Annotated in this window: 16 protein-coding genes; 1 reads left to right on the forward strand and 15 read right to left on the reverse strand. The window is 51.8% G+C overall.

Annotated features, from left to right (window positions below; genetic code table 11):
* Positions 1-115: 115 nt before the first annotated feature.
* Together AWR26_RS14510 and AWR26_RS14515 are read right to left on the reverse strand one after the other, a co-directional pair.
* Complete coding sequence (locus AWR26_RS14510) at positions 116-2488, reverse strand: glycoside hydrolase family 3 N-terminal domain-containing protein (protein WP_064566877.1); 2373 nt, start codon at positions 2486-2488, stop codon at positions 116-118.
* Positions 2485-3894 (reverse strand): MFS transporter, encoded by a 1410-nt coding sequence (locus AWR26_RS14515; protein ID WP_064566879.1) that lies wholly within the window; start codon positions 3892-3894, stop codon positions 2485-2487. The genes AWR26_RS14510 and AWR26_RS14515 overlap by 4 nt, the downstream gene beginning before the upstream one ends.
* A 355-nt stretch (positions 3895-4249) precedes the next feature.
* Here AWR26_RS14515 and AWR26_RS14520 point away from each other — a divergent pair, with 355 nt between their 5' ends.
* A complete protein-coding gene (locus tag AWR26_RS14520) occupies positions 4250-5335 on the forward strand; it encodes a site-specific integrase (protein WP_064566881.1) in 1086 nt (361 codons plus the stop codon).
* Positions 5336-5807: 472 nt separating this feature from the next.
* Here AWR26_RS14520 and AWR26_RS14525 read toward each other — a convergent pair whose 3' ends face one another.
* The 13 genes from AWR26_RS14525 to AWR26_RS14585 all read right to left on the reverse strand — a co-directional run bounded on the left by AWR26_RS14525 (position 5808) and on the right by AWR26_RS14585 (position 18859).
* Positions 5808-7364 carry a hypothetical protein gene (locus AWR26_RS14525; protein WP_064566883.1) on the reverse strand — a complete coding sequence of 519 codons (1557 nt, stop codon included), beginning with the start codon at positions 7362-7364 and terminating at the stop codon, positions 5808-5810.
* A 354-nt stretch (positions 7365-7718) separates the two neighbouring features.
* Entirely contained in the window at positions 7719-8045 is a 327-nt protein-coding gene (locus tag AWR26_RS14530; protein ID WP_244256189.1) for a DUF1493 family protein, read from the reverse strand.
* Positions 8045-8512, reverse strand: coding sequence for an STM2901 family protein (locus tag AWR26_RS14535; RefSeq protein WP_064566888.1), 468 nt, complete (start codon positions 8510-8512; stop codon positions 8045-8047). Before AWR26_RS14535 ends, AWR26_RS14530 begins: the two co-directional genes overlap by 1 nt.
* Positions 8513-8655: 143 nt before the next feature.
* On the reverse strand, positions 8656-9330 hold the full coding sequence (locus AWR26_RS14540; RefSeq protein WP_064566890.1) for a hypothetical protein: 675 nt from the start codon (positions 9328-9330) through the stop codon (positions 8656-8658).
* A gap of 3 nt (positions 9331-9333) precedes the next feature.
* A complete protein-coding gene (locus tag AWR26_RS14545; protein WP_064566892.1) occupies positions 9334-11394 on the reverse strand; it encodes a tail fiber protein in 2061 nt (686 codons plus the stop codon).
* Between the two features lie 72 nt (positions 11395-11466).
* The gene (locus AWR26_RS14550; RefSeq protein ID WP_064566894.1) at positions 11467-13929 is read right to left on the reverse strand and encodes a discoidin domain-containing protein; all 2463 of its coding nucleotides are present in this window, start codon (positions 13927-13929) and stop codon (positions 11467-11469) included.
* Between the two features lies 1 nt (position 13930).
* Positions 13931-14833 (reverse strand): DUF2612 domain-containing protein, encoded by a 903-nt coding sequence (locus tag AWR26_RS14555; protein WP_064566896.1) that lies wholly within the window; start codon positions 14831-14833, stop codon positions 13931-13933.
* Positions 14820-16034 (reverse strand): baseplate J/gp47 family protein, encoded by a 1215-nt coding sequence (locus AWR26_RS14560; protein WP_064566897.1) that lies wholly within the window; start codon positions 16032-16034, stop codon positions 14820-14822. Before AWR26_RS14560 ends, AWR26_RS14555 begins: the two co-directional genes overlap by 14 nt.
* Positions 16034-16384 carry a hypothetical protein gene (locus AWR26_RS14565; RefSeq protein WP_064566899.1) on the reverse strand — a complete coding sequence of 117 codons (351 nt, stop codon included), beginning with the start codon at positions 16382-16384 and terminating at the stop codon, positions 16034-16036. The genes AWR26_RS14560 and AWR26_RS14565 overlap by 1 nt, the downstream gene beginning before the upstream one ends.
* 61 nt (positions 16385-16445) lie before the next feature.
* A complete protein-coding gene (locus AWR26_RS14570; protein ID WP_082934104.1) occupies positions 16446-17048 on the reverse strand; it encodes a Gp138 family membrane-puncturing spike protein in 603 nt (200 codons plus the stop codon).
* Positions 17045-17935 (reverse strand): phage protein, encoded by an 891-nt coding sequence (locus AWR26_RS14575; protein WP_064566903.1) that lies wholly within the window; start codon positions 17933-17935, stop codon positions 17045-17047. The genes AWR26_RS14570 and AWR26_RS14575 overlap by 4 nt, the downstream gene beginning before the upstream one ends.
* Positions 17928-18218, reverse strand: a complete 291-nt coding sequence (locus AWR26_RS14580; RefSeq protein ID WP_007374712.1) for a phage baseplate plug family protein — start codon at positions 18216-18218, stop codon at positions 17928-17930. The genes AWR26_RS14575 and AWR26_RS14580 overlap by 8 nt, the downstream gene beginning before the upstream one ends.
* Complete coding sequence (locus AWR26_RS14585) at positions 18215-18859, reverse strand: phage baseplate protein (protein ID WP_064566905.1); 645 nt, start codon at positions 18857-18859, stop codon at positions 18215-18217. Before AWR26_RS14585 ends, AWR26_RS14580 begins: the two co-directional genes overlap by 4 nt.
* Positions 18860-18861 lie beyond the last annotated feature (2 nt).

Raw genomic sequence — 18861 nt, forward strand, 5'->3', positions numbered from 1 at the left:
ACACGCATAGCTTACGATTATGTGAGAAATAAAGTGGGCTTGTTATTTCTTACATGTATTTGTTATCTGCATGCTAACCAGAAAAACAGCCCATCTGGCGATGGGCTGCGGTTTGCTAACGGTTGATTTCGCAGCGGCTCATCATCCTCCATGCGGCTGGCAGCACCCGCGTTTCACCGGTAACATTCACCGTTGCTGTTGTGCGTATATCGCCCGATGACGCACCAGCCCGCAATTCAAACTCGCCCGGCTCGACGATGCGCTTGCCGTCGCGCCGCGTGAAATTGAGCATATCCACGGGCAGGGTAAAGGTCAGCGTGGCTGACTCTCCTGGCGAAAGCTCCACGCGCTGGAACGCTTTCAACTCCTGCACCGGCCGTACCATCGAAGCGACTTTGTCGCGCACGTAGATCTGCACAACCTCGCTGCCGCTGCGTTCGCCAACATTGGTGACCCGAATCTGCAATGCGATTTCGCCATCAATAGCCACTTCCGGCGTTAACAATACCAGAGGCGCATAATCGAACTGCGTCCAGCTTAGCCCGTAGCCGAACGGGTAGCGGGAGCCAAAATGGAAGGCAAACGGCGTGCCGCCGCTTTTCAGTTTGTGGTTGTAATAATAGGGCATCGCGCCCGCACTTTTCGGCACGCTCACCACCAGCCGTCCCTGCGGTTCCGCGCGGCCGGTCAGCACATCGGCAATTGCGTAGCCGCCCTCCTGACCCGGCGCCCATGCCATTAACCAGGCGGCAACACGCGTTTCCAGCCCTTGCAGGTTGTAAGGACGCCCACCGGTCATCACCACCACCACGGGTTTGCCGGTCTCGACCAGCGCCTCGAGCAATTGCTGTTGCACACCGGGCAGCGACAGGCTGTCCGTATCGGAGCCTTCACCCACCGTGCCGCTCTGGAATAGCCCGGCAAGATCGCCCACACAGGCAATCACCACATCGCTCTCCTGCGCCGCACGCACCGCCTGCGGGATCAGGCTTTGATCCATGGAAACCGGCGATTTCTGCATCGGTTTGCCGGAGGCATCGCCCGGGAAGACCGGCGCTCCCGCCATGCGTTTTTCAATGATGTGGCAACCTTTCGCATAGCGAACATTGCCCTCCCCCAGCGCCTGGCGCAATGCCGCGAGCGGTGTGGTGACCTGCGAGGTCTCTTCCAGCATATCGCTGATGATCAAATGTACCGGAAAACTGTAACCGCTGAGCAGGGCCAGCGGATCGTCCGCTGTCGGGCCAACCACCGCCACTTTTGGTGTTCCTCGCAGCGGCAGAATGCCGTTGTTTTCCAGCAGGGTCAGCGAACGGGTTGCCACGTCACGCGCAGCCTGCCGTGCCGCATCAGACTGCAACACGATACGGCGCTCATCTGTGTAGGGCTGTTCGAACAATCCAAGGCGGAATTTAACCGCCAGTACGCGGGCGACGATTTCATCGATCTTCGCCATTGAAATTAGCCCGCGCTCAACCGCCTCCGCCAGATGACGGGCGCAGTCATCTTTCGGCAATTCAATATCCAGCCCGGCGTTAAAGGCTAACGCCGCCGATTCTGCCGCATCATGACTGACGCCGTGATGCTGATGGAGCAGACTGACGCCGCCATAATCGGCAACGATAATGCCATCAAAGCCCCACTCTTCGCGCAGCAGCGTGGTCAGCAGGAAATGATCGCTGTGCCCGGGTTGATTATCGATGTCGTGATAAGCGGGCATCACCGAACCGGCTTTCGCCAGTTTGACCGCCATTTCAAAGGGCAACAAAAAGGTGTCGTTAAGTTCGCAAAAACCCAGATGCACCGGCGCATGGTTGCGCGCGCCTTCGCTGAAAGAGTGGCCAACGTAGTGTTTGAGCGTCGCCAGCATATCGCCCCGCTCGCCCTGTAACCCCTCAACATAAGCACAGGCCATCATACCTACCAGCCAGGGATCTTCGCCAAACGTCTCCTCAGTGCGGCCCCAGCGCACATCGCGCGAAACATCCAGCACCGGCGCCAGCCCCTGCTTGCAACCGGTGCTGCGCGCTTCCTCGCCGATTTGCTGTGCGGCGCGTTTTATCAGCGCCGGATCCCAGGTCGAACCATAGTTAAGTGATGAAGGAAATAGCGTGGCCTCTTTGCACAACAAGCCCACCAGACACTCTTCATGAAACAGCGCCGGGATCCCCAGCCGCGTCTCTTCTACCATGCTTTTTTGCAGCCGGTTAGCGGCCCTTACCCCGCTTTGCGCATCAACAATATGCGTACCGAGCGGACGGGTTATCTGCCCGATACCTCGCGTTAACCGTTCAGCCAGCGCCGCCTGGGCACTGACGCCGGCAAATTCGTCGCTCAAATCGCTACGTTCGCGGTGCTCGCCATCTTCTGACAGCACCAGCCATAATGCATGCATCTGGGCGAATTTCTCTTCCGGTGTCATCCGGGCAAGCAGATCGGCCACGCGTTCGGAAACCGGGCGGCCAGGGTCCTGATAAATTGCGCTCATCGGGTCACTCCTGTGTTACTGAAATCCGGGGTAGTTTGTGGGGTTGCCACTGAATTGCTGGCGTCGCGTTTGCGGATCAGTTCGCGGGCAATGGTGTTGGTCAGCTGGCTATTCAGTTTGTAGCGGGTAAGCAACAGCACCATGCTAATAAACAGCAGACACGGAATCAGCGTAAACAACGCATTGATGGTGGTCAGTACGCTGGCCGTTTGCTGCGCCTGGTTCGGTATATAATCCACCGCGCCCAGCACCCAGCCGACAACGGCGCCACCAAGCGCAAGACCGAACTTGATGGCAAACAGCGCCGTCGAGAACACCAGGCCATCAAGGCGTCGCCCGCTGCGATGCTCTTCGTAATCCACCACATCGGAAAACATGGTCCACTGTAGCGGCGTGGTGAGATTCTGAATAAAGCTGAAAACAATATTGAGGCCAAATATAAGCCACACTTGCGTAGGCGGAATGATAAATATCAGTGCGGCAAACACCACAAAGGTAATGATGGTCCACTGATAAGCCCGAACGCGATCAAATTTCCCCAACAAACGTGCGGAGAATAATGCGCCAAGCAGCGCGGCAATCATGCCGGACACAATAAAGGCAAAGACCATTTCCGGGCGCTGTAATACATATTTGACGTAATACATGGTTGCCGAGCCACGCGTAACCACGGCGGTGAGCAGTAAAATATTGAACAGAAAAACAATGCGCCACTGGCTATTTTTCGCCAGTAATTTGAGATCGCTGAATATTGATCCTGAGCTGTCATTATGCGGCGTATAACGCTCACGGGTCATAAAGAAGCAGCCGAAGAAGAGTAAAATACCCAGCACGCCCATCATACTCATCGCGTAAAAATAGCCCTTCTGATCGTTGCCGTTACCGAGCTGCGCCACCAGCGGTAACGCAATTACCGTCACGATCAATCCGCCGATAAACGACAGGCAAAAACGCCACGATTGCAGGGAATGGCGCTCCTGCGGGTCCATGGTCAGCGAACCGGGCATTGCGCAGTACGGTACATTTATCGCGGAGTAGATAAAACTCAGGATCGCGTAAGTCACGCAGGCATAGATGATTTTCGCCGTTGGACCGGCATCCGGCACATAGAAAGTGATAATGCAACTGACGCCAAACGGAATCGCAAACCATAGCAGCCAGGGGCGGAAACGTCCGTGACGGGTTTGCGTGCGATCGACCAGTGCGCCAATACAGGGATCGGCAAACGCATCAATCACCCGCACCACCAAAAACATGGTGCCCATAATAGCGGCGGGTAAACCAAAAACATCGGTATAGAAATAAGCGAGAAACAGTGTGGCCGTTTGCCAGACCAGCGCGCTGGCCATATCGCCGAGGCCATAACCTATTTTATCTTTGGTACTGAGAACAGAGGTGAGGGTCATTTTTTATCAGCCTTGTGAGGTGAAAATGGATATTTCAACCTGACGCGAATTGGGCTTCGCGCCGCTTACTACAGGCTAAAGTATTAGAAGAAGCGCTCACCCGGACAATTGTGATAATTACCAGGCTTTTTACGTTTTTTAGTAATTGTGATCGCCGACGAGTTAAAAAAATCCCCGACATTGTGTCGGCATCTGCATACCCAAGCACCAAATAAAACCATTATTAATCATTAAATTATAAATTTAACTGATTATTTGACCAGTATTTTTTAGTGCATTTTTTCTCAATTTAGGCTAATTTTGTCGTCCCAGTCCCCCACACAGCACCCCACAGGACACCAGTAAGGAACGATATATGGCTTTTTACACGGTAGAGAAAAGAATCAAATCAGACGGCACCCTGCGCTACCGGTGCACTGTTGGGGTGAAAAAGGCAGGGAAATATATCTACCGTGAGAACAGGACGTTTGGAAAATTGTCTCTCGCAAAAGCCTGGGGAATAAGCAGGGTTTCGCATATAGAAAACAATGGGATTCCTTCTGATGACCAGTCACCAAAAGTGACGCTTGGTGAGCTTATACAAAAATACACCAGCCACCCGAACATAAAGTACGGACGTTCAAAAGCTGATGTACTAAAACTGATATCCCGCTCACCTGTAGCCAGCGTTGCAGTTTCTGATTTGTCATCAGGTACACTTATTGAGCATTGCGAGCAACGACGGGCCTGTGGTGCAGGTGCTGCGACGGTAGCGCAGGATCTGGCTTATATTGGTTCTGTCCTTAAAGCGGCTAAACCGATTTTTAATATTGATGCAGACCTGCAGGCATATAGCCTTGCCAGGCAAAACCTTACGCAAATGAAAGTCATAGGGCCAACACAGAAGAGAAGTCGGCGCCCCACGCGCGAGGAATCGGAACAGATTATTGCTGGCTTAAGAAACAAAGAAATGACCTCCTATAAAAAAGTCCCTTTCTCTGACATTTTTTTATTTTCCATACTAACCTGCATGCGTATTGGGGAAGTTTGCAGAATTCAATGGGAAGATGTTGATATGCAGCAAAAGGCTGTTTTGGTCAGGGACAGAAAGGATCCGAGAAAAAAAGCCGGAAACCACATGCTGGTACCCTTACTTGGAGAATCCTGGGATATATTGCAGAGGCAACCAAAAATCTCAGAGAGAGTATTCCCCTTTCACAGTCGAAGCGTTACACAAACATATCGCCAGGTACGAGATAAGCTGGGCATAGAAGATTTACGCTATCACGATTTGCGTCGGGAGGGCGCCAGCAGGCTATTCGAGTCAGGTTTTACGATTGAAGAAGTAGCCCAGGTCACAGGACATAAATCACTGAATATCCTTTGGCAGGTTTATACCGAACTATTCCCTAAATCGCTGCATGTGAGACTGGAGCAACTGAAAAAAGAAAGGCTCGGATAGGATTAAGGCATTACCAGATAGTCCTTTTCAGACCCTTTGCCACACTATTTAACTGTATTAGCTCAGATTTGACCTGACACAGCTATGGCACAGAGCCAAACCTAATCTGACAGGCAACTCTATGCCAACAGCGGACGTTTCTTAAATTGGGGGCCAAGTCAGATCCACCGACCTGCTGCTGGAAAAAATCGCTGAGCACGGAGAGTTGGTATTTTTATATATTAGATATTTACCGTAAGAAAAAAACTAATCAGACACCACAATCACAATAAGAATCGATTGCCATAGATAATTAAATGAATGAGTTACCTTATTTCCATATGATACTTCTTTGCGAAAATGACATCTGTCCGGCCAGACATCTTAACATGACAAAAATAGGAGCAATGCAGGAATCAGAAAATTCCTGCTGTTGAGTAGTTGGATTGAAAACTTTTAAAATATAGACGAGCAATTATATTACACTCGCTGCTTAACTAACCATTTCTTTAAGTTCGTCAAACGTCAATACTATGTGAGTGTCACTTACTCGCGCCAAATGTTTTTTATCGAGAAGGATTATTTTTATAAAATCATAGTTGTTTCTAAATTCAACTGTATTCATCAACCAATTGAATTTAGATTCTTGCTTATAGAAAAACAATTCTTGATCATCTTCATTAAGTTTGGACGATAAATTGCGAATTTTATTTTCATCTACCCCATCTGTAAGTACCTTGCATTCAATTAATAATACAGTTCCGTTTTTGACTGCTAAACAATCAATCTCACCAGGGATTTTTTCATTATTGATGTTTGTGAGTTTAGTTGGTGTTTCAACAAACCATGTGGCATTTTCACTAACTTTCCCAGCCCTAAAGTCATGTTCTTTTAAAAAGGAAATGACATCTTCTTCAAATTTATTTGACACTGCATTTTGAAAAATTCCCTGAGGTAAGTTTACACCCGCTGATTTTTCTGAGTAATTTAAAACAGATGACTCCAAAAACCAATTAAATGAATCACAAACTATAGTTACAGATGTGGCATATAGACCTTTTGAATTATTATCAATCCTAACTATAGGCCTTTCATTGATCATATTACTATTCCAATTGCCTATTCTTTTTTTGAACCACGGCCTTTGCCAAAAAAATGTCATATTTAATCTTTGCAAGTCCTTTTCAATGAGTGGAATATTTAATTCATTTAATATCATAGCGCAGTCATTAAGAATAACCACCCCTATATAATCCGAGTCTTCTATTGATTTCCTAACTGATGCTATAAAAACCAATAACTTTAAATATAAATAACTTTTTATCCAAAAATCTTTGGTTTCAACATGAAATGGAATATATTCAAAAGGTGTCTTCTTGAAAATATCAGGAATAGAATTATTTCTTGTATTAATAACATTAATTACACTTCGTAGAAAGTCTGAGTGTTTATTCAGAAACAAATCAGCACCGTACTTTCCTAGCCGTAAACCTCTATGTTCTGACTTGTTAACACTCGATAGATCAATGGCTATCACTCTCAACCTATCAGATAATAGCGCGCCATAACAAGTTAGTTCTATTACTTCCTCAGGATGGATAATGATAAGATTTTTCAATCCAATTAAACTTTCTTTAAGCATGCAATATTCTATAAACTGAAAGACCTTGCTATTAGCAGAGCCTGTTCCAGTACTTATATTGCCGTATAAATAGCATAACGCGGATTTTGCTCCAATACCTAGATATGGCAAATCAAAATTACTATAATCTGTAGTGTAGTAATATTTAGATAAAATCTCGATAAGTTTGGGGATAGTACTATATGATTCAAGCTCAAGACTTATTCTTGCACACTTTTTATCAATTTTATCAATTATGTCATTCATGCATTGAATGTCTTCAATGATTATTTTATCTTCGTTTTTCTTAAAAAGAAACCTGTACGGTTTTTCTACGGTAAGCAAAAGGTATTTTAAGAAAGATTCATGTGCTTCATATGACTGAGGATAAAGCCTAGAGTTAGTAAATATGGATTTTTCTCTTTTCATGGTATGGAATCCAGTTTCATTTATTAATAACCTCAAGTCTAATGAAATAACCACACCGCTAAAATTAATTATAGTGTAATTATTTTACCTTGATGCCAAGTTTTAATCTCAGCCATGTACATCTTTACTTGATAATAATACTTCTGATAGATGCGCATGTAAACTGACTTTACTCGGCAATTGTTGACACAGCGTTAAGGTGTATATGGTCGATGAATTATAAAGGGAGAGCCTGAACATAATTTCTTTGGACGAACACCTTTAGATAGATACTCGTGCCCTGCCAACTTCCGCCTCTCGCTGTGAGTTCAACGGGTCGATGCAATGCTATCCTTATCCTTAATGAAGGTGTTGTCAGTCATACAACCAGCGACCCGCTTTGGCCGATTCAATAATCATTGCTACCGTTAGTGGTTTTATTTCTATCTCTGGTTTTTTCTGCCAGAACGGGTACTCATATTCAATATAATTACGGGTATCCATACCACTGTAATCAATATTGAAATGTGTGAACACGTCCAGGAGCATATCTTCCGCATCTTCCGGAACCAGCCGGAAATCATCGTTAAGCGTCCAGTCTTTGGTAATTTGCTTGTATCCGGGCTTAAACCAATGCGCTCTGATGGGGTAGCGTTCCATCAGATAATCAATTACTTCTTTTTCGAAATCGCGATCGGCCATTAGAAATACGTCCATTTAATGCGGTCCTGAGGTCTGGCAATGAGATTGTATTGTGTTCGTGTTTTGCTCATCACCTGCTGGACAGCCACTAAGGCCATCGCGTACCCAACGTAAGGAATATACCTGCCAACAAAGGTAGCAATCTTATTCGAGGGAACCATTTTAAGAGAACGGAGTTTCCCCACGGGTGCCAGTGGCCGCCAGCCGAATGGGAAACGGGCATCTCTTAAAATCTTCCTGCTGACGATTGAGGCAATGCTGGTTCCCGGCGTATTCTGCCCCGCCGCCAGCTTCCCTGAAACCGGTATGTATGGCTGCCCGATAAGAACCATTGCAGCAGACGCAACATCTAAACCAAAACTGTCCGCGAAGTTTTCAAGGAAGATAAGGTTAAACAACTCACCAGCGGATACATTAGTATGTCCGTGATAAAAGTAAGTTCCATTAAGCTCTTCCACCGTGTCCATCAGCTTCATCCTGTTGAAGGCCTTACTGGATGAAAATACTGATAGAAAATTGCCATAGTGTCCAGTCGTTGATTAACGAACCAACAACCCGAATCACCAGGCAACCGCACCAGCGCGCATAAGTTATGATGCGGCAACCAAGATCAGCTCAGTGCATTCAGCACCATATTCTCGTCAGTAAAAATATGCTCGTAATACTTCCCGTTCTGCTGGCTGTGCCAGCGCCAGCGGATACCGATCTGCCTGCCATAAAAGGCCGTATAATCATACCATCCGTATTTGATATACATCTCTGTGCCGGTACTGCTGGATGATAACTGGCTTATCCAGTCGCGCGGCGGTGGACAGTGGTTGGACGGGTTAACCGCAACGGTTACCCCATTCATCCGGGTATTGGTCACCACGCCATCTTTAAGCTCTACCTTAGTCCACATCTCATCCGATGTACCCGTGGACCAGACGCCAAAGGGCAGCACCTCCTGTGTATCGATGGCAATGATATCCAGCGCTGACCAGTCCACATCCGTATTACTGGAGGCGAGGTTTACCTTGAGGGGAATGACCAGTTTGTTTATTTTCCAGGCGTTCTGCGTAGCGCTTTCTGAGGTTCGGGAAAGGGTCAGCGTCGGAATGGTGGCTCCAGCCATGTCATAATCCGCAGCCGGATCCACATAAACGACAGAAGGAAACACTTTCCTGAATGTCCCGCCGTCGTTCACCCATGCTGCGATCACGGATTTAAATTCGCCGCCCTCGTTGATATTCAGCGCGCTGACAGGGGCGAAATCGCCCCCTGCAGTTTTACGGTAAATGGGCATGGTTCAGCTTTCCTCAATCTGGTACCAGATATGACCAGCAGCGTATCCGCTCGAGTCTGCGGGGGCCGTATCGGTCGATATGGTGTAACTCACCCCGATGTTTTGCCGCGCCGTTGCAGCATCGGCCACGTCAGAGAGGTTATTTGCAGCTTCCAGATAATCCCCCGAACCATTTAATGACCAGTTACTGAATACCGGCGTGGCCACCGTAGTGTCCTCGCAGTAGCGGTGATGAACGTCCGTGGTGTTGTACGGGTAGTAAATCTGCCGGATGCCGGTTTCCGTGGTCCGGATAACGTCCAGCATGCCCGCCAGTGACACGGGATAATGCCGCTCCGAGGTGGCGTTGCCCGTCAGGGACTGGAACTTACGCCCCGGAGAAACCACAGTGTTCAAATCCGCCGTGCCGAGCGATTGCGTGTCCTGAGGAACGGCACCCGTGTCGGCCGCCGTCAGGGTATCTTTCGTTGCCAGCGCCCCCAGCCCCAGATTTTCGCGCGCTTCCGCCTGCGCATCCCCGCCGCTGGCCGCTATTTCGGACAGGTTGTTGACGATCAGAAGACGGGTTTCCTGGATAACTTCTTCCGTTGCCGTGATTGTGATCGAATCCGTGACGCCGGAACTGGCTCCGGTCAGTGACAGTGTGGCCGTACCCGCACCACTGACCGTCAGCGTACCATCAGCGGATAATGTCGCCACAGATGCATCCGTGGACGCAGAGTTAACCGTCTCTGTGTAATTCGCCGGAGAATAGTTGATGGTCAGGGGATAGCTGTTACCTGCCAGCAGGCCAGCCGGTACTGCACCGATGTCGATCGAGGTCAGGTAAAGCTGTTGCGTGACAGCGGCTGTTGCCGTCAGACCGGTGGAGATACTGGCGATTATGGTCTGGGTGCCGGATTTCCCCGCCGTCGCGGTATACAGCCCGCTGTTGTTGATACTGCCCAGCGATGGATCTGACACCGCCCATGATACCGGATAACCCGCCGCCAGCGCCGACGGCAAAATCGTGCCGGTAAACTGCCGCGTAGTTCCCGCATTCATCGTCACCGAAGCGGGGCTGATAACAATGGCAGAGGGTGTTTCCGCGCCCGCTTCCGATTCAGCCTTATCCGTCTTGATGATGTACATCGCCGCGACGTTTTTCGGGCGGGTTTCGTCTGATACTCTCGCTCCCCCCCAGTACGCATTGACCTGCCCGGTTCTGGCCGAGTAGGTTCTGATATCTTCCCCACCCGGAGTGTTGCGGGTTGGTGCACCGGGAACGCCGTCATGAAAACCGGTTTCCGCGCCTGCAAAATGCGTATGGTCCTGCATGGCATCCTGCTGAACGGACAGGATAGTGCGCGAACTGTCAGGATCAATCGAGGAACCATGTGCCCAGGCTCGCACAAACCGTCCGCGCCAGTCCGGTACGCGTCCGGATGGGTACAGCACAGCCAGTTCAGGGTTCTCTGCGGTATCGAACGTCTGGCCGTTCAGTTCCAGCCAGCCATCAGGCGGCGTGGTGTTTCCCCACAGGATGATTGCCCCGACCGGCAAAATATACGGAGCCATTGCTGTGGTAATGGTTTGATGTAATTGGTCATCCAGATAGTCGGCCAGTTGTTTTACCCGGCGTGGCGTCATTACCTGCACGCTGCCATCACCGGCCAGAGCTTCCTGTTCGGTTGCCTCACGCTGAATATACAATTGCCATTTCGTCGCATCAGCACCCGGCGTTGCGCTGTTGTTGCTGACCAGCGACAGGTACAGTTCGCCATTATAATCCACCACCACGCCCGCATCGTAACCGAAAGAAGCCCCGTTATTGTTCGCGGTAGTAATCCACTCGGGATAGCCGTTCGTCTGGTACTGACGAATCGCGCCAGTAATGGCGTTCAGCACCGCGTTCATGGCCTCGCGCTCAACGGGTTTTGCATTGGCATCCGCACCGGGATCTTTTGCGTAGTCAGGCCCCCAGCCAGAGGGATAACTTACCGCACCGTTACCTGGTGCAACGTCCGGGATGGTCTGTCGATCACCGACCGATGCGAACGGTACACGGAAAAATTTCTGATCCATTCAGTACTCCAGAAAATAAAAAAGACCGCGATATGCGGCCTGAAGATGTGTTGAGTGGGTTGTTAGCGGTGGTTAGTCCGGGATTTGATACGCCAGTTTGTAATCACCGGCAGTGGTGGTTTTGAAACTGACACTGTCCGCATACCAGCGGATTTCCACTTCCGCGGGCGTCTGTAACTTCCAGGCAGAAACTTCGTTCACATTAAGCACGTTGCTGGCGATTTCCGCTTTATCGGCTGCCGCATCGGCAATATGCAACGCATACGCAAAAGCCAGCCGGTCAGGCACACCCGCAGGCCACAGTTGCGCCCACTGGGCGGCAGTGAGGGCTGGCACTGCCGCCGCGGTCATTCCCTGAGCGATTAATTTTTCGGCCCCCGCCGTATCGGCAGTCAGTGCCCCGATACTGACCCATGTAGTTCCGTCAAAAACAACGTAGTCGGTTAAATCCCTGGTCACGGCCACCCGTGCAGCGCCAGCGCCGGACAGGCTGGCTGTGATGGTCGAGCTGTTGATCGTGCTCCATGCTGACGCGCCTGTCAGTTCCAGCGGCAACACAATCTGGTCGTCGGGGGTTAACACCCCGCTAATCTCCACACTTTCGCCGGTAACCACTTTGTATGAATCCCCCAGTTGCTGCTGCATAGCCTCCGTCAGGGTAACGCTGGCCACGCCCTGATTTGCAATGACGGTACTGTCAATCGCGCCTGCAACCTCTGACAGCGCGCCGCTGACCACAGTGTAATATTTACCGTCACTGCTATTTAACAGGAACCGGGTGGAGGGATCGCCCAGCAACTCGAGTTCACCCAGTGTCACAGACCCGGACTGGAATACGGCGGTCACCGTTAACCGGTAATAAAGCCAGGCGGCCGGCGCCGGAATAGTGACTGTTGTCTGCGCATCACCGACGTTACTGGTGCTTGTCCCGTTGGCCAGCAAAGTAAAGTTTGTGCCGTCATTGCTTCCGTACAGGGCAAATGTTCTGGGGTTATTCTGGAAGGGCTGTGACACAGTCCGGTTTGTGATCCTGAAGCGGTTCACTTTTTTGGCTTCAGGTAATTTGATCTGAATCCACTGCGTCGGGCCGGATAATGTCACCCATGCAGTAGTGGCTACCCGGTCAAATGCCGAATAAGCCGGAGAGCCTGAATCATACACACTGCTTGCGCTCACCGTATATCCGGCAGGTGCGTTGTTGGCTGTCATTTTGGGAACGATGCTGTTGTCCGCATTGGTGGACAGGACGAGGGATTTTCCCTTTTTAAGCACCTCCGCACTGAACAGCCCCCCATCCGCGGCAGTGACGTAATTTAACTGCGTGATCAGCCCCATTTTAGCGTTAAAGACGATATCCGCTGTGGTATTAAAACTGGCCTCACTGCCTGCGGAAAAAGCGTCCTGAGTGTACGACTTATTCTGCTGCCCTTGCTCGGACTTCAGCGCATACGCGCATAAATTAAAACCGGACTGTGGGGCAAAACTGAAGGAATGCACCTGGCCTGCCGTGGCACCGGCGCGGTCAACAACGATATAACCGCCTCCGCCCCCCGCACCGCTGCCGGATGCGCTGATAATGGTTTTCCCGCTGACCGGGCTTTGTCCCAGCGTGACGCCGGGACCGGCTTCCAGTGAGTTAACAATAAGTGCCTGCGTCTGCTGTGTGAAATCAGAAATGTCGGCAACGGCGTGCGTGTGCTGTGCGGCAGCAGCCCCCATCTGCGCCGGCGTCGGCGCCAGGTTACCGGAGCCGGTCAACGACAGACCGAACAGCGAGCGGATGTTGCTCCCGGACATCAGCGTGTCCTGCTTTGCGCTCCACGCCGATTTCTCTGCCGGGGTGACAAATTTCCGCTCAGCCGTCTCGTTAATCTGGTCAGCGCTGTAATCCCCCGCCTGTGCCGTCACGGCCCCGGTACGCCCGAATACAGATGACACGCCGGAAACCGTGGCTGACTGTCCCTGCACCCAGTTAGCGGCCACCGCGGGATTATCTCCGCCATTGAGATAAAACAGCGTGTCGATATCCGCCTGAGCGCAGATGGTGAGGTTTGCCGACGACGCCAGCGCCAGACGTGCGGCCTGGTCAGCAACAACGACATAACGCGATGCGATGGTGGAGAGTTGCGCCGCTGGGATTTTTCCGGACGCGTCCAGTTGCAGCCAGCCGTTGGCGGTGTTCGCGAGTGACACCTCAACATAGCGCACATCACCGCGCGCCTCGTTGAAATACTGAGGATGCGGGTCAGCATCGTTTTCGTGCGCCGTCAGCAGGCTGTCCGCCGTTCCCGCCGGATCCGCGCCGATATCATTCACGGTCAGCGTGACGGTACCGGATTTACCGTTGACGGAACGCACCTGCGCCGTCAGCAGGTTATCAACGCGCTGTTTCAGCCATTTCGTGCGGTTCGCCAGCCGCTGCGCCTGCTCGTTGTCCGGGCCGATATCCACACCATCATATCCGCGCGCGGGCGTATCCAGCTCCAGCAGCGGGATGTCGGCGGTGAATTCATTCAGTTCGGTGATACTCGGCATGTCAACCTCTGTGGGTGTGCAGGCCGTTATGCGTCACGGCCCCGTTGTGAAAAATGTTCGTTGTTACTTCTGCACTCTCAACGCTTTCCCATTCGCAGAGCGGCGTCCAGACTTGCGCGCGGGCGATGACGCTGAACGGCTCAGCGACCGGCGGTGTGACGGTAAACCGCCCTTCTGTATCAGTGATCGCGCTCTGATATGTGCTGGCACCGGATGCGGTGTAAATCAGTGTCACATCGATATCTGAAACGCTGACACCCGGATTTGCCGTCAGCGTGCCGGATACCACATCACCGGACCAGATAATCACCAGTTGCAGCCCGGCATAAAATTTAACGCCATCACCGTGCCAGAACGGCGCGCGGAAATTGCTGTAGTGCTGGCTGAAACCGAAAGGCCTGTAAGTCAGGGTGCGGGCCTGTCTCATCCCGACACCCTGCGGGCGTGGTATCAGATCGTAATCAGCGACGAGTTTTTGCGAACCAACATCCAGATATTCGAAAAATACCGGACGCATGGCCATGTCCTGGCCATCCAGTATTCGCGCCGCCGTATTCAGGATGTAATCAGTGGCGCGTTTGATTTCATCAATCGTCGCGATGCTGTTGTTTTTGAATATTTTTGCTTTGATCATCCGGCGGAAAAGGTCATCACTCACCGCCGCAGGGACGCATACCGGGTAAAATGTCCCGACCGGCCGTTTGGTGTACCCCGCAATGCGGCCGCAAATATCGAGTTGCTCACCTTCCGCGCTGTCGATATCCAGCATGACCTGTATTTTTGCCAGCTGATCCTCAATGCTGGCCTGCGCGATATCCGGCAGCGCCAGCAGCAGCGCAATCAGTTTTGGCGCGTTTTTGTACTGCCAGTAAGCTCGCGTCAGCGCCTTATTACGGTGTTGCATAAGACACCTCAATCGCGTCCATCGAGAACACGGCCAACTGGTTAAAGGCGATCGGAATGATGCCGTGAGTTACATCGCCAGCGCTGCTCCCGACGGTGATCGCAGCAACGTAATCATCACTGCCAACAATTTTATTTACTGGCGTGTACAGGCGGCCCGCACCGATGGTTTCGCCGATACGAAACCCCTGCTTTGCGAATCCGTTTGTTTCAGGAAAGCCTTGCAGCGAGTAATCGATGATTGCCTGTTTGATTTCATCATCGTTGGCGCCGGACAGCGAATCAGAGACGATCTCCACACGGACATGGGCGGATACATATTCCGGCCTGAAGAACGTCGCATTGAAGGGGTTTCCGCCTGGCGTTGTTGTATCGATGCTAATCTGGTTCGGAATCCCCGTGTTATAGCGATTCAGCCCGCAACCGGGGCTTTTCCGCACCGCCAGCGTGGACACAATCTCATCCACAGCGCCACCATCAATGAAAATCGCCATCGAATGGCCCAGCACGCCGTTTTCATCCGGAGCATCATCGACGTTTTCATAAATCCTCACCTTTTTTACGCCATCGAGATTGACCAGCGCGGCATAAATGTTGTCAATCTGGTTATTGCCGGGCAGCGCCACGGACTCATTACGCCGGATCCGGAATGTATCATCTGTTTCCTCGTCCGCGCCCAGCGATGCGGAATCCGGATTAGTGACGGATGTGATTCCGCCAACTGGCGTGGCAATGATCGACAGATTGTCACTGTTGGCCCCCACCGCACCGGCAGTGGTACACGTCACGCTTACCGTCGCAATTCCGGCGTTACTGGTCGCGACCGTCGTATCGGTGGCCCACAGCGTCCCCGTTATGCGGTTACGCACCAGTGTGCCCGCGGGGATCTCCACAAGCGGCGTGCCAGTGAACACCACAGTAGCCGTGGAGAACGTGGCGTCCTGCCGCGTAATACCAGCGAATGCCGCAATGCGATCGAGTTGCTGGCCAATCGCTGAATTCGGGTCAGCAGAGTGATAGGCGTTAATAACGGCTTCATCAAGGTTTGCCAGCGTTTCACACCATGCCGCAATAATCAGCCCGTCAGGTGATTCCGGGTTAATATTCCAGCCATCATCAATATCCAGATAGCGCTGACGCATTACGGTGAGATACGCATTCAGCGTCTGAGCCACCGCTCCGTCTTTGGTGATCTCCGCCATCAGATGATCTCCTCGTTGAAGAACAATTCGAATTGCTCGTTATTGACGTCCACCAGTGAGGCGAAAACGGTTATTTTTCTGGTTTTCTGATCGATATCGAATTCAAACTGAGAGATGCCGATAACGCCTGGCGCGGTCAGGATACGTTGTTTGATACTGGCAGCAGCGATATCTGCCTGTGTTTTGCCGAGGATGTTCTGAAACCATGGGGTACCCTCCGTTGAATCAAGAAAATACTCCCTGAGGAACAAACGCAGACGGCGGATAATGCCCTGCCGCGTTGCCTCTTTCCCGACCGCGAAGTGGTCGCCATGTGTGACAATATCGCCATCCACAAAATTTCGGATCACGGATCAGACTCCATAAAAAACCCCGGCAAATGCCAGGGCGTGAAGTTGTAATGAGATGGGTTCACTGTGGGCCATTGGTGTTACTTGTGCCTTTCTCAACACCGCCATGAATGTGGTCGCTTCCGATGTTGATACCGTTGTGTGTTAGCCCACTCGCGGTGAGTTCCAGCGTTTGCCCGCCGCACGTCAGCACAATGCCGCCGTCGGTCAGATGGAGGCGAACCGAACCATCGCGATTGCTTATGCCGATCCCGCTGGACGGCAATCCAGGAATGGCCGTTTTTGCTGAGCGGTAGCCGGGCGAGAAAAACGCGTCACTGGCGCTGAACATCTCAGGCCCGACAGGTTGTGCCGGTCCGCCCATATCCAGCCACGCATCAACCGACCGCTGGCTGAAATGGATATACCCTTCTGTGCCAACGGGCAGTTCATGGAAAACAGCCCACTCTGGTGATCCGGAGAATCTGACAGGTACGTTAACCAGCAGTGGCAGGGTTTCGAGCGTTCCATCGGGCATCTGGCGCTGAATGCCGCACTCAACCTGCGCACGTTGCGTGTCAGCGTTAAAAGCAATGACATGACCGGGCATACCGATCATAAGGTCGCTGATAATACTCATCCCGGCAGACTGGACAGCGCTGAATAGCGGATTGGTATTTTTCACTGGGCGGTGCTCCATAAGCATCGTAATGTCGTTCGCCAGTCATCACCCCAGAGATCCCCCTGATGCGTGGTGGACAGTACGCGAAACGAGCCCGTGCGGCGCTGAATATTCGTCATGTCATTCAGACCCGTGTTGTACATGCCGCTGTAGTTGATGGTCCAGAAATCAGAACGGATTTTGATCAGGTCTCCGGGCTGGATGATGTGGTTCATCCGAACATCCACCTCCAGTTCTTTTTGATACCAGCGCGGCACGCCCTCCATGCCGTTATCGACATTGATTTCATACGTTGTCGGACGCGTAGCCCCATCGCGGATGATCACCGTCCGGTTTTCAGACAATAACCAGTCATAGCGCCACGCCGATTTCATTCTGTCGAGGAACGCGCGGCTGGAGGTGTAGGCCATTGTGTAACCGTGGTTGAAAACCGGCAAATCGGAAAAATCGCCTATCGTCTGCACCGGCTTCCCGAATGAACGCGCCACATCCTGAAGAATCTCGATGGCGCGCGCTTTCTCCCCCCAGGTTTTACCTGTGGACGCTTCAGTCCACATCACTGACCAGCAGTTGAGCCGTAAATAGACGCTAACGCCGTCCCGCCCTACTTCGACGCTGTTTATTTGCCCGGTATAAATTTCACCTGAAGATTCATCGTACCCGGCAGACAGGCGCACAGTTCCATAACGGAGGCGCTTTTTATCCCAGCGCTGTATAAGCTGCCGGTATTCACTGGAGACGCCATAAATCATGATCATGGCTGTCGCCACACTGTCCTGTGGCATGTTGGTAATGAGGAACCGAACCTGCGTGGGCGGGTCGCAAATCAACTTATTGCCTTCCGCTGACGTAATTTCCAGATGATATGCGCGTCCAAATAATTCAGTCATTGGGGTACCAGTTCAGGTTATTTGTTACGCCCAGATTGGCGATCGTTGGCGTTTCACCCTCCAGCACGATCTTGCCGATAGTGCTGTTCAGACCTGCCAGCAGGTTCACTCCGACATGCAGACCCCGCCCCAGAGCGATCGGCTCATTGCTGGCATTCCGGATATCCACCACGAAATAACCGTACCGCGTCAGCCAGCGGATATTGAACTGAAGCAACGTATCGTTGAGTGTTGAGGTAAAAGAAAAATCGGCCAGGCCTGCCGTCAGGGGGATGGTTTTCATTGCGGTGTCACCTCGCCCAAATGCACGTTCGCCTGCCCCTGTGTGGCCGCGGTGTCACCCGCAGGCAGCCTGCTGTTTATCGTCGCCGGGCTGTCGTTACGGTTTTTTATCAACAGCGCGCGCATTTCGACGACGATTTCCTGCCCGCCCTCGTTTTCCTTGCTTTTCTGCACGCGGGTGTTGGTGATGATCATGTCATCGTAAGATGAATTGACGCCGACAATCGTTAATATGCTGTTGTAGCGCTGTAAGCGTCGAAGATTAACCAAAGCCTCTTCTGAGCGCTGACGTCCGGAAACGGCAAAAGCCAGCCCTGCGGAGGCTGCAATCCCGGCCAGTGCAGCCGCGCCGCCCCCCAACAGCGAGCTGACGGCGCCAGTCGCCACGCCCGCACCAATCCCGGCCAGGCCGGACAGATCACCAGCCTGATCCATCAATGCCTTAACCGGGTTATCAGAGATCGCCACCGTCATCGTGACCGTCATCGGTCGCGTTACGGCGTTGTCATTTGCCGTCTGGCCATTTTCCAGCGGATACTCACTAACGTTAGTCCGTTGTTCGCTGGTCTCCTCCAGTATTGCGTCAAAAAAAATCCCGCCTATTTCCGGGAGGGACTTAGTGAACACTCCGACGATTGACATGA

Source organism: Kosakonia oryzae (genome assembly GCF_001658025.2).
In the GTDB taxonomy this organism is placed as follows: Bacteria; Pseudomonadota; Gammaproteobacteria; order Enterobacterales; family Enterobacteriaceae; genus Kosakonia; species Kosakonia oryzae.